The following is a 14,577-nucleotide window of genomic DNA, read 5'->3' on the forward strand; positions in this document are numbered from 1 at the left end:
CCGCCCTCGCGCAGGTGCTCGCTAACGTAGAGCCGATGTGCCGCACGGACGCCCGTTGGCGCTACCATACGCGTCTTGAGTTCTAGCCAGCCGAGTTTCATCGTGGATCACACCCACCATTCCTCCGACCCCGCCGTGGCCGATTTGCGCGGCGGCTTCACGTCGACGCGTTTCGTGCTGGTCGAGCCCAGCCATCCGGGCAATGTCGGCGCCGCGGCGCGCGCGCTGAAAACCATGGGCTTTTCGCGGCTCGTGCTCGTATCGCCGCGCGTGCCGAACGTGCAGAACGATCCCGAAGCGATCGCGATGGCGAGCGGCGCCGACGACGTGCTCGCCTCCGTGCACGTGGTGCCGTCGCTGGCCGATGCGCTGACCGGCGTGCACTGGTCGATCGCGCTGACCGCGCGGCTGCGCGAATACGGTCCGCCGCAATGGACACCGCGTGCGGCTGCCGCCGCCGCGCACGCCGAGGCGATGCACGGCGAGATCGCGCTGGTGTTCGGCAATGAGCGCACGGGCTTGTCGAACGAGGACGTCGAGCGATGCAGCGCGCTCGCGCATATTCCGGCCAATCCTGCCTACAGCTCGCTCAATCTCGCGCAGGCGGTGCAGGTGCTCGCCTACGAGCTGCGCACCGCGTATCTCGGCGCCGATGAAGCGACCGACGATGCGCCCGCCGCAGGGGCACGCATGGCGCCGGCCGAATCCGCCGGTACGCGCGCGCAGATGGCAGCCAGCGACGAGATCGAGAGCATGTTCGCGCATCTGGAAAGCGCACTGGTCGCGCTCGAGTTTCTCGATCCGGCCAATCCGAAGAAGCTGATGTCACGGCTGCGGCGGCTCTTCGCGCGCTCGGGCCTCGAGCGCGAAGAGGTCAACATCGTGCGCGGCATCGCCAAGCACATCCTGCTCAAGACCGGGCGGACCGGCTGACGGCCCGTTGACGATCCCGTCGCGGCGCACCTGTCGCGCCGCGTTCATCTTTCGACAACCTTGCCGGTGACGGGGACTTCCGGCAGGTTTCGCGCAATCGCCCTACAATCCACGAAACGTTAGAAACAAAGCTGCCGCCGTGCTAAGCGGCAGCCATGCCGTCACGTGTGGCGCGAAATGCAGAGGCCTGCGCAAGCGCAAAGCGCGCGGACCCGCTCACACAGACGGTTTTTCCCCCAAAACAACACAGTCCCTGCCATGTTCACGAGACTTCGCGAAGATATCGCCACGATCCGCGAGCGCGATCCCGCCGCCCGCAGCGCATGGGAAGTGCTCACGTGTTATCCGGGACTGCACGCGCTCATGCTGCATCGGATCGCGCACGCGTGTTGGCGCGCAAAGCGCCGTTGGCTCGCGCGTTTCGTGTCGCAGATGGCGCGCTTCATGACCGGTATCGAGATCCATCCGGGCGCGACCGTCGGGCGGCGCGTGTTCATCGATCACGGCATGGGCGTCGTGATCGGCGAGACCGCGCAGATCGGCGACGACTGCACGATCTACCAAGGTGTGACACTCGGTGGTACGTCGCTCACTCGCGGCGCGAAGCGGCATCCGACGCTCGAGCGTGGCGTAATCGTCGGTGCGGGCGCGAAAGTGCTCGGCAGTTTCACGATCGGCGCGGACGCGAAGATCGGATCGAACGCCGTGGTGACAAAGCCGGTGCCCGCGCGTGGCACGGCGGTCGGCAATCCGGCGCGCATCATCGTGCCGGCGTCGGTCGCCGCGGACGCGAACGGCGCCAACGGTGCGAACGCGAATGCAAACAACGCCGCGCGCGACGCGAAGCGTGGCGGCGAAATCAGCGCGTTCTGCGCATACGGCATTACGCCCAACGCGGACGATCCTGTTTCGCTCGCGATTCACGGTCTGATCGATCATGCGGCTACCCAGGCGCGGCGTATCGATGAAATCGTCGATGCGCTCGAGCGGCTCGGCAGCAGCCTCGAAGGGCTGCAAGGCGCGGACGCGGCGTTGCTCGACTTGCGGCGTCTATCGGCGGCGATCGCGGGGAAGGTGGAAGGGGTGGCGGCGGAGCGCTAGATATCGGCGCTTCGACAGCGCGAAGCGCACGCCGTACTTACCGGTTCAATCCAGCGGCAACGCCCGAATCCCGTCGGCATCGATCTTCAGATAGCCGCCACGGCGCTCGCCGTGATCGAGATCCCAGTCCGGCAGAACCCAACGCGTGCCGCCCGGCTCGCGATGCCGCGCGGGCAGATGGGTATGCCCGTGAATGATCGTCGCGGTCTTCGATTTCCTGAACAGCGTGGCGACGCCGCGCGGGGTCACGTCATACTTGATCGACATTGGCCGCGTGCGGCCGTGCTCGCTCTTCGAGCGCATGTTCTCGGCGAGCTTGCGACGCCAGCGAAACGGCCACGCGAGAAACAGTGTCTGCGCGAGTCGATTGCGCGCGAAGCACCTGAACAACTGATAGCCGCGATCCGCGGTGCACAGCCCATCGCCATGGGCGAGCGCAATGCGCGTGCCGAACGCGGTGATCACGAATGGATCGGGCAGCCAGATCGCACCGGCAGCTTTCATGAAGCGCTTGCCCAGCAGAAAGTCGCGATTACCGTGCATGATGTAGAGCGCGATACCGCGCTCGGACAGCGTGTGCAGCAGCGCCGCAATACGGGCGACGAACGGCTCGCCCAGCATGTCGTCTCCGACCCAGTATTCGAACAGGTCGCCGAGGATGAAGACCGAGTCGGCCGCTTCAGCGTTCACGCGGATGAAGTGCTCGAACGCGGCGACCGTGCGCGGAATCGCCTCGCTCAGATGCAGATCGGAGAGGAAGAAAAAAGGGCGCGCGGCGTGCGGGTGTGGGCCCTCGCCTGGCACGCCCGCGGCGACGCTTCGCAGCGGCGTCTCTTGCAGCATTGAAGGTGCCTGATGTCAGTTCAAACGAGTCGACGCCCGCATGGGGCGCGACTCACTCACGGCTTAGCCGACGACGACAGCCTTTTCGATCACGACGTCATCGACCGGCACGTCCTGATGGAAGCCCTTCGAGCCTGTCTTGACCTTCTTGATCTTCTCGACCACGTCCATGCCTTCGACGACCTTGCCGAACACCGCGTAGCCCCAGCCTTGCGGCGTCGGCGACGAGTGGTTCAGGAAGTCGTTGTCGTTCACGTTGATGAAGAACTGCGCGGTCGCCGAATGCGGGTCGTTGGTACGTGCCATCGCGATCGAGCCGTTCTCGTTCTTCAGACCGTTGTTCGCCTCGTTGTTGATCGGCTCGGCCGTCGGCTTCTGCTTCATGCCGGGTTCGAAGCCGCCGCCCTGGATCATGAAGCCGTCGATCACGCGGTGAAACACCGTGTTGTCGTAGTGGCCGGCCTTCACGTAGTTCAGGAAGTTCTCGACCGACTTCGGCGCCTTTTCGGCGTTCAGTTCGAGTTTGATGACGCCGTGGTTCGTATGCAGTTCAACCATGATGGAATCCTTTGATGAACAGGTGGATAAAAGGCGCGTCGCGTCGTCATGCGTTGACGACAGGCCGCGCCGGGGCGTTGGTTGGGGCCGGGCTTCGGCCGCGCGGATTCGCTTGCTCGTGCGCCCGCCCGTTCGTTGTTATTTGCTCACCACCGTCGCCGACTGGATCACGACCGGTTTCTGCGGTACATCGCTCATCGGGCCGCGCGTGGTGGTGGGCGTGGCTTCGATGCGCTTCACGACGTCCATGCCGCTCGTGACCTTGCCGAACACCGCGTAGCCGTTGCCGTCCGGATTCGGGTAGTCGAGATTGGCATTGTCCACCGTGTTGATGAAGAACTGCGCGGTGGCGGAGTTCGGGTCGCTGGTGCGTGCCATCGCGATCGTGCCGGCGGTGTTCTTCAGACCGTTGCGGCTTTCGAGCGGGATCGGCGCGCGCGTCGGCTTCTCGGCGAAGCTCTGCGTATAGCCGCCGCCCTGGATCATGAAGCCCGGAATCACGCGATGAAAGATCGTGCCGCTATATTGGCCGGCTTTCACGTAGTCGAGAAAGTTCGCGACCGTCTTTGGCGCCTTTTCGGGATACAGCTCGACGCGGATGTCACCCTCCGACGTCTTCAACAGCACGGAAGGATGAGCGGCCTGCGAACCGGACTGCGCAAAGGCGGGTGCGTTTGCGATCAGGGCGGCGCTGCCGAGCGCCAACATCAACCATTTCATGAAAATCCTCGGGGTTGGAGAAAACGTGCGGCAGGCAAAGAGCCCGGCGCTCAGCGCGACGGCGCCATGTACGGCGGCATGGCGAGCGAGCCGTTCGGGCCGCCGAACTGGAAGCTCGGGCTGTCGGTAATGTTCGACGTGGGGTGCGCGGCGGGCCCGGTCGTCTGCTCGGCAGCGGGCTGCGACGCCGCGGCAGCGGGCACAGCGGGCGACACGACCTTCTGGATGTCCGCGAGACGCTGCGCGGTCCTCGGGCTAGCCTTGCCGAGGCTTTCCGCGCGACGGTACGCGGCATCGGCGAGGCGCAGATAGAGGTCGCCGAGGTTCTCGAACGCGAGACCGTAGTTCGGATTGACCTGGGTGGCCATCTCGAGCGCGGCGCGCGCTTCGGTCAGGCGGCCTTGTCTCGCGAACAGCGTGGCGAGGTTGTTGTACGGTTCGGGCAACTCGGGATACAACTGCGTGAGTTCGGTGAACGCGGTGATCGCTTCGTCGTCGCGATTCAGATGCACGAGCACGTTTGCGCGTTTGAATTTCGCTTGTGCGTCGCGCGGGTTCGCGGCGACGCGCGCATCGAGTTGGGTCAGCGCGGCTTGCCAGTTTTTCTGCGCGATCGACGCGTCGATTTCGGGCGTGTTGTCACGCACGGCGGGGCCTTGCGGCATCACCGCCGCCTTCTGCGCATAAGCGCTCGCAACCGGCACCGCGGCAAGCGCGGCAACGACGGTGATTCGCCACGCGAGGGCGCGCGCCGCTTCGAAAGTAACGCCGCCAACAACGCCGCCGACAACGTCGCCAAACGCAATCGCGGCGAGGGTCGCAGCGCTGCGCGCGCGGCCGCTGGAGTGTTTCATAGGCTCAGGTCTGGATGTTATACTCCGAGCCATTCTAACAAAAGGTCTGCGCGTTCCGTCGAACCGCCGACTGTCTTTTCGCCACTCGTGGCCGTCTCCGCCCGGTTCGCAGTATCGTCTGCAGCCTGATCGCCGCACGAGGTGCGCCGGTTTAAGCTGTATGCGACGCACCCGTTGTCCTGTTGGTTTCGCGGGTCGCGACGCGCATGAAGCACAATGCGGACTTCTTTCGGCCCACGCACCGCTCTCTATGGAATCTCTGCGCATCTACAACACGCTCGCGCGTGACAAACAGACTTTCGTGCCGCTGCGCGAAGGTGTCGTGCGGATGTACGTCTGCGGGATGACCGTGTACGACTATTGTCACGTCGGTCATGCGCGGGTGATGGTCGTGTTCGACATCGTGCAGCGCTGGTTGCGCGCGCTCGGGTACAACGTGACCTACGTGCGCAACATTACCGATATCGACGACAAGATCATCAAGCGTGCAGTCGAGAACGGTGAAACTATCAAATCGCTGACTGATCGCTTCATCGCCGCGCTGCATGAAGACGCGGACGCGCTCGGCATCGAGCGTCCGGACATCGAGCCGCGCGCGACCGACTTCATTCCGCAGATGCTCGGCATGATCGAGGCACTCGAGAAAAACGGCTACGCGTACCAGGCGAGCGACGGCGACGTCAACTACGCGGTACGCAAATTCGCAGGCTACGGCAAGCTGTCGGGCAAGTCGCTCGAAGACCTGCGCGCGGGCGAACGTGTCGCGGCCAACGACGCGAAACAGGACCCGCTCGACTTCGTGCTGTGGAAGCAGGCGAAGCCCGATGAACCGGCCGACACCGGCTGGGATTCGAAGTACGGGCGCGGTCGTCCCGGCTGGCACATCGAGTGCTCGGCGATGGGCTGCACGCTGCTCGGCGAACAGTTCGACATTCACGGTGGTGGTCAGGATCTGCAGTTTCCGCACCACGAAAACGAGATCGCGCAAAGCGAGGCCGCGACCGGACAAACATTCGTCAATTATTGGATGCACAACGGCTACGTACAGATCGACAATGAGAAGATGTCGAAGTCGTTGAACAATTTTTTTACGATTCGCGAAGTGCTCGCGCAGTACGATGCAGAGGTGGTGCGTTTCTTCATCGCTCGCGCACATTACCGCTCGCCGCTGAACTACAGCGACGTGCATATCGACGACGCGCGCAATGCGCTCGCGCGTTTATACACGGCGTTGAAAGACGTGACACCCGATAATGCCGCGCTCGACTGGAACGAAGCGTACGCGCAGCGTTTCCAGGCAGCGATGAACGACGACTTCAACACGCCGGTGGCGGTATCGGTGCTGTTCGAACTGGCCACTGAAGTGAATCGCACGCGCGACCCAGCGCTGGCCCGTCAATTGCGCGCGCTTGGCGCGGTGCTCGGGCTGCTTGGACGCGAACCGCGTGCATACCTGCAGCAGGCAGCGGGTGCTGCAGCCGAAGGCGCGCTCGAGCCCGCCGCGATCGAAGCGAAGATCGCCGCGCGCATCGCCGCCAAGCAGGCAAAGGACTATGCGGCAGCAGACCGGATCCGGGCTGAATTGCTCGAGGCCGGCGTTGCCCTTGAAGACAAACCCGGCGGGTTGACCGAGTGGCGGCGCGTGTGAGCGCACCTCGTACTTCCCTCTGAACGACTCGCCAGGCAGGAGGCAGGATGGCAACGGCCACGAAGACGCCGGCTAAACGCGCGGCGTCTCAAACCAGTGCGGCTACCGCAGCATCGGCAGCCGCAGCCAAGTCGACGCGTGCGTCGACTCGCGCGGGAGATGGCGCGATAGACAGAGCGTCATCGAAAGCGGGCGGGGCGGCGAAAGCCGGCTCGGCCGCGGCAAAGAAGAGCGCGGTCAAACGCTCGCTTAATGGTGCGGGCGGCGCGGGCACTGAAGCCGCGCACGCGCCGGCCGCGAAGCGCGCGAAAACGGCCTCGCCGACGAAGGGCAATGGCGCAGTGCCGGCCGAACTGGCCGGAGACGTGCAGGAACTCGCACGCGATACCAACGCAGGCGAAGTCGTGCGCAAGACGCGTGTGTCGGCCGCCTCGGCGAGCACGGTCAGCGCCGGCGGCGAAGCGGCCGGTGTCGCATCGCTCGCGAACGAAGTCGCGGTGCCGGTGCAGATCGGCGGCCTCGCGCCTGAGGTCACGCGTCCCGCGTATTGGGATAAGGCGTGTGCGGACCTCGTCAAGCGCGATCGCATTCTGAAAAAGCTGATTCCGAAGTTCGGCCCCGTGCATCTGCTGAGTCGTGGCGATCCGTTCGTCACGCTTGCGCGCTCGGTGGTCGGTCAGCAGATTTCGGTCGCGTCGGCGCAGGCGGTGTGGGCGAAGGTCGAAGCCGCGTGTCCGAAGCTCGTGCCGCAGCAGTTCATCAAGCTTGGTCTCGAGAAGCTGACCGCGTGCGGTCTGTCGAAACGCAAGGCCGAGTACGTGCTCGATCTCGCGCGGCATTTCGTGTCGGGCGCATTGCATGTTGGCAAATGGACGTCGATGGACGACGAGGCGGTGATCGCCGAACTCACGCAGATTCGCGGCATCGGCCGCTGGACCGCGGAGATGTTCCTGATCTTCAACCTGTCGCGTCCCGACGTCCTGCCGCTCGACGACCTCGGCCTGATCCGCGCGATCAGCGTCAACTATTTCAGCGGCGAACCCGTCACGCGCAGCGAAGCGCGCGAGGTTGCCGCGAACTGGGAGCCGTGGCGCACCGTGGCGACCTGGTACATGTGGCGTAGTCTCGATCCGTTGCCGGTCGACTACTGAAGAAGAACAGGAAGCGAAGCCGCTTCAAAGGCTATCGTGTATATCATGTCGATAGTTGAGAAATGGTTTTGACATCGGCTCGCGCGGTTAGAATACGCGCTGCCCGGTAAGTCCAAGGATTACAACCAATGAAGACCACGTTTCTGGATTTCGAACAGCCGATCGCTGAACTCGAAGCGAAGATCGAAGAATTGCGCTTCGTGCAGGACGACTCGGCCGTCGATATTTCGGAAGAGATCGAGCGGCTGTCCAAGAAGAGCCAGCAGCTCACCAAAGATCTGTATGCGAACCTCACACCTTGGCAGGTTTCGCAAATCGCCCGTCATCCGCAGCGTCCGTACACGTTCGACTACGTGAGCGAGCTGTTCACCGACTTCCATGAACTGCATGGCGACCGCAGCTTCGCGGACGATCTGTCGATCGTCGGCGGTCTCGCGCGGTTCAACGGTCAGGCGTGCATGGTGATCGGTCATCAGAAGGGCCGCGACACCAAGGAGCGCGCGCTGCGCAACTTCGGCATGCCGCGTCCGGAAGGCTATCGTAAGGCCGAGCGTCTGATGCGTCTCGCCGAGAAGTTTGGCCTGCCGATCTTCACGTTCATCGACACGCCGGGCGCGTACCCCGGCATCGGCGCGGAAGAGCGCGGCCAGTCCGAAGCGATCGGCCGCAATCTATACGTGATGGCCGAGCTGAAGACGCCGGTGATTGCGACGATCATCGGCGAGGGCGGCTCGGGCGGCGCGCTCGCGATCGCAGTGGCCGACAGCGTGCTGATGCTGCAGTTCTCGACCTACTCGGTGATTTCGCCGGAGGGTTGCGCGTCGATTCTGTGGAAAAGTGCCGCAAAGGCGCCGGAAGCAGCGGAAGCGCTCGGCTTGACCGCGCATCGCCTGAAGGCGCTCGGTCTGATCGACAAGATCGTCAACGAGCCGCTCGGCGGCGCGCATCGCGATCCGAAGGGCATGGCCGCGATGCTGCGCCGTGCGCTCGCCGATTCGCTGCGACAGTTCCAGGGTATGAGCACCAACGACCTGCGCGAACGCCGTTTCGAACGGCTGATGGCGTACGGCAAATTCAAGGAAACGACGCCGGGCGCATAAGCCCGCGCGTTGACCTGTCTCTATCGTCCACCGGCGCTTTCCGCGCTAACGACGTGACCACCACCGCCGACTCATCCGCCGAGCGCCTCGTGATCGAGGCGCTCGGCGCGGCGCTGTCCGGGCTCGATCCGAACGCGCGGATTGCGCTCGCATTCAGCGGCGGGGTTGATTCCAGCGTGCTGCTCGATGGGGCGGTGCGCGTCGCGGGTGCGTCGCGTTGTGTCGCGCTGCATGTGCACCATGGTTTGAGTCCAAATGCCGATGCGTGGCTCGCGCATTGCGAGGCATTCGCGCGCGAACGTGGCGTGGAATTCGACGCGCGACGCGTGGACGTTTCGCGCGGGCCGGGCGTGAGCATCGAGGCCGCGGCACGCGACGCGCGTTATCGCGCGCTCGACGCGATGTGCGCAGCGCACGACATCAGCGCGCTATGGCTCGCGCAGCATGCGGACGATCAGGCCGAGACCGTGCTGCTGCAACTGCTGCGCGGCGCGGGTCTCGCGGGGCTCGCGGCGATGGCGCCCGGCTCGCTGCCGACGGGTGCGTCGACGACACGTATGCGGCCGCTTCTGCATCTGCTGCGCGCGCAACTCGAACGCTATGCGAGCGCGCGAAAGCTGCGCTGGATCGACGACGAATCGAATGCGGACATGCGGTACGCGCGCAACGCATTGCGTCATCAGGTGATGCCGGTCCTCGCGGTGCACTTTCCGGGCTTTCGCGATGCGCTCGCGCGCACGGCCGCGCATGCGGCATCCGCGCAGCGCTTGCTCGATACGCTCGCACGCGCGGACATGGAGAGCGCGTTGCGCGATGACGGACGCGCGCTCGCGCACGACGTGCTGCTCGCCCTCGACGACGATCGCGCGTTGAATCTGCTGCGCTACTGGATGCGTACGCTCGGCTTCATCGCCGCATCGAGCGCACGTGTCGCGGATGCGCTGCGGCAGTTGCGCGAAGTCGGTGCGGGGCGGGACGGACATCGTCTGCGTATCGATCATGCGGGGCATGCGTTGCGCAGCTATCGCGGCCTCGTCTACTGGGAGGCCGGCGACAGCAGCGAGCCCGCCGACGAAACCGCGCTCGTGGAGCGCGAGATCAGCGAACTCGCGTGGCAGGGGCAAGAGGTCTGGCATCTGCCGCAATGGCGCGGCACGTTCGTGTTCGCGCTGGTGGATGCAGCCGCTGGCTCCGACGTCGCAGACGCATCGCCCGAAGCGCCACATGACGAAGCATCGGATACCGTTCCCGTCGGCGTCCTGCAACGCGCTTCGCTAAGCGTGCGGGCGCGCCGCGGCGGCGAACGCGTGCGCGTCGGTGCGTCGAATGCGCCGAGCCGCACGCTGAAGAACATGTTTCAGGAGCGCGGCATTCCCGCATGGAAGCGCGACGTGCCATTGCTTTACGTCGGCGATGAACTGCTGTTCGTGCCGCTGATCGGCGTGAATCGTGGGACGGTGCGCGACGCATCCGAGCACGAACCGCGCGTGAAAATCGCATGGCGCGAAGATCTGCTGATCGCCTGAGTGCCGGTCGGGCAGTCGCGCATGCCGCGCGTGCGCATGTCGAAATAGTGAAATAGGGCGCAAATCAACGATAAAACAGGCCATTGCGGGGCTGATTTGACGCATTTGAACGCTCTCTGCGTCTTGTCTTTTTGCGCCTAATCATGTACTTTAGCTTGTTTGCCCGACCCGATTTCGCCGTCGCTTTTGTCGCTATCGGTCGTTAGTGCCGGCAGGCGTGCGTGATCCGTCGTCGCCGTTCAAATCCGATCAGCCATTTGCGATTTCATCCCGGGCAAATCCGCGCGTGCTGCACGCGTGCTGCATCTACGCCGCCACACACTTTGCCGCCGTTCACGAGACGTTGCGCCCCTGTGCTTTCTGTGCGGTCGTCTCCAGCGCGCCAGCGCGGTTTATCTTCCAGTTCAGAACGACAATGGCACTCATCGTACACAAATACGGCGGCACCTCGATGGGCTCGGTCGAGCGCATCAAGAACGTCGCCAAGCGCGTCGCGAAATGGCACAAGGCCGGCCACCAGATGGTCGTCGTGCCCTCGGCAATGTCCGGCGAAACCAATCGCCTGCTTGGCCTCGCGAAAGAAATCACGACTCAACCGAGCCCGCGTGAACTCGACATGATCGCCGCCACCGGCGAGCAGGTGAGCTCGGGTCTGCTCGCGATCGCGCTGCAGGAAGCCGGCGTCGAAGCGGTCAGCTACGCAGGCTGGCAGGTGCCGGTCAAAACCGATAGCGCGTTCACGAAAGCGCGCATCAGCGACATCGACGGCGAGCGCGTCAAGCAAGACCTCGCGGCCGGTAGGGTGGTCGTGATCACCGGCTTCCAGGGCATCGACCCCGACGGCCACATCACGACGCTCGGTCGCGGTGGCTCGGACACTTCGGCGGTCGCGGTCGCGGCTGCGCTGAAGGCCGACGAGTGCCTGATCTACACGGACGTCGACGGTGTGTACACGACGGACCCGCGCGTCGTTGAAGAAGCGCGCCGGCTCGACCGCGTGACGTTCGAAGAAATGCTGGAAATGGCCAGCCTGGGTTCGAAGGTGCTGCAGATCCGCTCGGTGGAATTCGCCGGCAAATATCAGGTGAAGACGCGCGTGCTGTCGAGCCTGACCGATCCGCTGATGCCGCTCGACGACGAAATGAAGTCGGGCACCCTGATTACTTTTGAAGAAGACGAGACCATGGAAAAAGCAGTCATCTCGGGCATCGCGTTCCAGCGCGACGAAGCTCGTATCGCCGTGATGGGCGTGCCCGACAAGCCGGGCATCGCGTATCAGATTCTCGGCCCGGTGGCGGACGCGAATATCGACGTCGACATGATCATTCAGAACCAGAGCGTCGAGGGCAAGACGGCGTTCACGTTCACGGTTGGCCGCGGCGACTATGCGCGCGCAATGGAAATCCTCACCGGCACGGTGAAGGCCCACGTGCAGGCCGAGCAGGTGCTGGGCGACCCGAAGGTGTCGAAGGTGTCGGTGGTCGGCGTTGGGATGCGCTCGCACGTCGGCATCGCGAGCAAGATGTTCCGCACGCTGTCGGAAGAGGGCATCAACATTCAGATGATCTCGACCTCTGAAATCAAGATTTCGGTGTTGATCGACGAAAAGTACATGGAGCTCGCAGTGCGCGCGCTGCATAAGGCCTTCGAACTCGATCAGGCATAAATGGCGGAAAAAACGGGGCGCTCTAGAGCGCCCCGTTTGTTTTGTGGCGTTCATGTGAACGATTTGCGTCGCGGGACGCGTCGTTGGCACAAAAAATGTTCGCAAGACATTGACCTTATCGGCCCGGCCCGCTATTATCTTGGCTTCGTCGCACTGACTCCCTGTGCGACAGAAAGTTTGGGAGACGTGGCCGAGAGGTCGAAGGCACTCCCCTGCTAAGGGAGCATCTGGGCCAAAACCTGGATCGAGGGTTCGAATCCCTCCGTCTCCGCCAGCAATGGTGGCGAAACCCCGCAGAGTCTAGGCTCTGCGGGGTTTTTGTTTTTCGGCGACCGTCGTTTCGTTTTCTCTCACTGCCCAAGCTTTGCGCGGCGACGAGGTGAGTTGTTGCTTGCATTGAATCGGCGGCGCCACGCAGTGATGTCGACGGGATTGTCCTGTTATGCAGGCATCCTGATCACTGCTGTCTCTCTGAACGCGCGCCGCTTAGAACGCCTGCCGCAACCCCACCGTACCGACGAACAGAGACTGGCACGACGACGGCGTCGTGTTCTGCGAGTCGCCGACCACCGCGAGCGCGTCGGCGGCGGTCACGCCGCTGCCCGACGCGATCAGCGATCTGCCGCTTGCATGTTGATAGGCCTCGAGCGCGTACAGCTTGGTGCGCGCCGACAGGTTATAGGTCTGTTCGAGTGAGATTTGATGATAGTGCGCCGGGTCGATGATGCGATTTGTCTCGCTTGCCTGCATGAAGCTATAGCCGCCGTCGACGGTCACGCTCGGCGTGAGCCGGTACGTCGCGAACGCGCCGTAAAGTGTTGAATACCGCCTTGTCGAAGAACAGCGAGCCGTGGCCCGGTGCGTCCTGCACATTAGAGTAGTTGAGGCCCAACATCAGATCGTGCCACGTGTAGCGGCAGTGCACCGCTGAACAGGCTGCCGTTCGCAACGCTGCCGTGAACGCCGCTGAGACCGGACTGCGCAGTTGCCCGCAGACCCGCGATCGTCGGTGATAGATAGGTAACCGAATTATTGAGCGCAGTGTCGTGTCGAGGGCGTCGAGATCGCCAGGGGTGCGCGCCGGTCGCGCCGGTCAGCACGCCGGTCGGTCCGAGTGCGCCGACTACCTGGAAGTAGGGCGTGTACTGGCGTCACGGTGCCTTAGCGGTCGTTCGCGAGGCCGACGTCGGCCTGGCGGTTGGACAGGTAGCCCGCGGTGCTTTGCGCGCCGCTCAGCGAATTGAAGCCGCTCTGGAGCCGGAAGATCGCCTTCGTGCCGCTGCATGAATGTTCTTTCGAAAATGAAATGTTCGTTTGCGGCAGACCCGCCAGACCAGCAGCCCCCGGGCCCGCCGACGGCGCTTTTTCACCGCCGCATAGCGCATGTAACCAGACATTACGCCGCGCCGTTGAGGCGATTTTCAGCATCAGTTATTACAAAGTTGAAATACGCGCGTTGCTGCCTTGCGTTATATTTCCGCCAACAAAACATGTTCGTACAAAGGTGATCAATGAAGTCCGCTCGTCTTGTTCCACTTATGCTCGGGGTGTTGACGTTGGCTGCATCGGGTGCCGCGATGGCCGCGGGGCTCAACGTCGGGGTCAATATCGGCATTCCCGCGCCGGTCTACGTCGCACCGGCGCCGGTCTACGCACCGCCGCCTCCGCCGCCGCCTCCCGTGGTCTACCAGCCGGCTCCGGTGTACTACGGCGGTCCGCAGATCGTGATCGGCTGGCATGGCGACCGTTACTGGGACGGCCATCGCTACTGGGCGCGCGACGACTGGTATCGCCACCATCCGCCGGGCCACGGCGACTATCGTCACGGTCACTACGACCAGCATCGCGGCTGGCACTGAGCCGGCACCGCGGCGCGCTAACTGGCCGCAGCGACACCGAAACCGCCCTTCGAGGGCGGTTTTCGTTTTTTGGGCTGAAGCATCGACAGTCGATGCATTTCGTCGCAGTCGCCCGCCAGATCGCGCAAGCTAATTGGGTAGAATCCCCCACATCGCCACTGCCCACTTACCAGCACGACTCCATGACAACTGGCTCGCAACGGGTTCAAACGCCTGAGGGACTTCGATACAGCGTGATCCACGGACCGTTGCGCGCCGCGTTCGCCGTCGCGCTGCTGTGCGCGAGTCTGCTCGCCGCGCCGCATGCGCATGCCGCTCATGCGATCGCGCAATACGGCGAGCCTAAATATCCGGCCGGCTTCCAACACTTCGACTACGTCAATCCCAATGCGCCGAAAGGCGGCACGCTCGTGCTCGCCAACCCGAGCCGTCTGACGAGCTTCGACAAGTTCAATCCGTTCACGCTGCGCGGCAATGCGGCGCCCGGCCTCGAATTGATGTTCGAGAGCCTGACGATCGGCAGCAGCGACGAAGTCGCGTCGGCCTACGGGCTGCTCGCCGACAACATCGTGGTCGCGCCCGACGGACTGTCGGTCACCTTCCACATCAATCCGCGCG

General features: G+C 63.8%; 12 protein-coding genes, 1 tRNA gene and 2 pseudogenes. 10 read left to right on the forward strand and 5 right to left on the reverse strand.

What is annotated here, in order from left to right; translation table 11 throughout:
- The first annotated feature begins 102 nt into the window (after positions 1-102).
- Both AB3X89_RS27445 and cysE read left to right on the forward strand, forming a co-directional pair.
- Entirely contained in the window at positions 103-933 is an 831-nt protein-coding gene (locus AB3X89_RS27445) for an RNA methyltransferase (RefSeq protein ID WP_368586088.1), read from the forward strand.
- Positions 934-1,191: 258 nt separating this feature from the next.
- Positions 1,192-2,034 (forward strand): serine O-acetyltransferase, encoded by an 843-nt coding sequence (gene cysE / locus AB3X89_RS27450; protein WP_368586089.1) that lies wholly within the window; start codon positions 1,192-1,194, stop codon positions 2,032-2,034.
- Between the two features lie 45 nt (positions 2,035-2,079).
- On the opposite strand, the gene AB3X89_RS27455 is transcribed toward cysE, so the two are convergent.
- From AB3X89_RS27455 to AB3X89_RS27470, 4 genes are all read right to left on the reverse strand, one after another.
- Positions 2,080-2,877 (reverse strand): UDP-2,3-diacylglucosamine diphosphatase, encoded by a 798-nt coding sequence (locus AB3X89_RS27455; protein ID WP_368586090.1) that lies wholly within the window; start codon positions 2,875-2,877, stop codon positions 2,080-2,082.
- A gap of 63 nt (positions 2,878-2,940) precedes the next feature.
- Positions 2,941-3,435, reverse strand: a complete 495-nt coding sequence (locus AB3X89_RS27460) for a peptidylprolyl isomerase (RefSeq protein ID WP_368586091.1) — start codon at positions 3,433-3,435, stop codon at positions 2,941-2,943.
- 138 nt (positions 3,436-3,573) lie between these two features.
- Positions 3,574-4,155: a peptidylprolyl isomerase gene (locus AB3X89_RS27465; protein WP_018435468.1), complete on the reverse strand. Its 582-nt coding sequence runs from the start codon at positions 4,153-4,155 to the stop codon at positions 3,574-3,576.
- A 50-nt stretch (positions 4,156-4,205) separates the two neighbouring features.
- On the reverse strand, positions 4,206-5,009 hold the full coding sequence (locus AB3X89_RS27470; RefSeq protein ID WP_368586092.1) for a tetratricopeptide repeat protein: 804 nt from the start codon (positions 5,007-5,009) through the stop codon (positions 4,206-4,208).
- 250 nt (positions 5,010-5,259) lie between these two features.
- Here AB3X89_RS27470 and cysS point away from each other — a divergent pair, with 250 nt between their 5' ends.
- The 6 genes from cysS (at position 5,260) to AB3X89_RS27500 (ending at position 12,374) form a co-directional block, all read left to right on the forward strand.
- Entirely contained in the window at positions 5,260-6,657 is a 1,398-nt protein-coding gene (gene cysS / locus AB3X89_RS27475; protein WP_368586093.1) for a cysteine--tRNA ligase, read from the forward strand.
- A 47-nt stretch (positions 6,658-6,704) separates the two neighbouring features.
- A complete protein-coding gene (locus AB3X89_RS27480; RefSeq protein WP_368586094.1) occupies positions 6,705-7,808 on the forward strand; it encodes a DNA-3-methyladenine glycosylase in 1,104 nt (367 codons plus the stop codon).
- A 128-nt stretch (positions 7,809-7,936) separates the two neighbouring features.
- Positions 7,937-8,908 carry an acetyl-CoA carboxylase carboxyltransferase subunit alpha gene (locus AB3X89_RS27485; protein WP_368586095.1) on the forward strand — a complete coding sequence of 324 codons (972 nt, stop codon included), beginning with the start codon at positions 7,937-7,939 and terminating at the stop codon, positions 8,906-8,908.
- Between the two features lie 53 nt (positions 8,909-8,961).
- Entirely contained in the window at positions 8,962-10,434 is a 1,473-nt protein-coding gene (tilS, locus tag AB3X89_RS27490) for a tRNA lysidine(34) synthetase TilS (protein ID WP_368586096.1), read from the forward strand.
- A 415-nt stretch (positions 10,435-10,849) separates the two neighbouring features.
- Entirely contained in the window at positions 10,850-12,100 is a 1,251-nt protein-coding gene (locus AB3X89_RS27495) for an aspartate kinase (RefSeq protein ID WP_018435472.1), read from the forward strand.
- A gap of 180 nt (positions 12,101-12,280) precedes the next feature.
- Positions 12,281-12,374 (forward strand) — tRNA-Ser (locus AB3X89_RS27500).
- Between the two features lie 212 nt (positions 12,375-12,586).
- Here AB3X89_RS27500 and AB3X89_RS27505 read toward each other — a convergent pair.
- Positions 12,587-13,378 (reverse strand): annotated as a pseudogene (locus tag AB3X89_RS27505) (porin); the annotation flags it as partial.
- A 233-nt stretch (positions 13,379-13,611) separates the two neighbouring features.
- Here AB3X89_RS27505 and AB3X89_RS27510 point away from each other — a divergent pair.
- Together AB3X89_RS27510 and AB3X89_RS27515 are read left to right on the forward strand one after the other, a co-directional pair.
- A complete protein-coding gene (locus tag AB3X89_RS27510) occupies positions 13,612-13,959 on the forward strand; it encodes a hypothetical protein (RefSeq protein WP_026228693.1) in 348 nt (115 codons plus the stop codon).
- Between the two features lie 182 nt (positions 13,960-14,141).
- Positions 14,142-14,577, forward strand: a pseudogene (locus AB3X89_RS27515) (ABC transporter substrate-binding protein); the annotation flags it as partial.

The organism is Paraburkholderia sp. BR14320 (genome assembly GCF_040948665.1).
Lineage (GTDB): Bacteria > Pseudomonadota > Gammaproteobacteria > Burkholderiales > Burkholderiaceae > Paraburkholderia > Paraburkholderia youngii.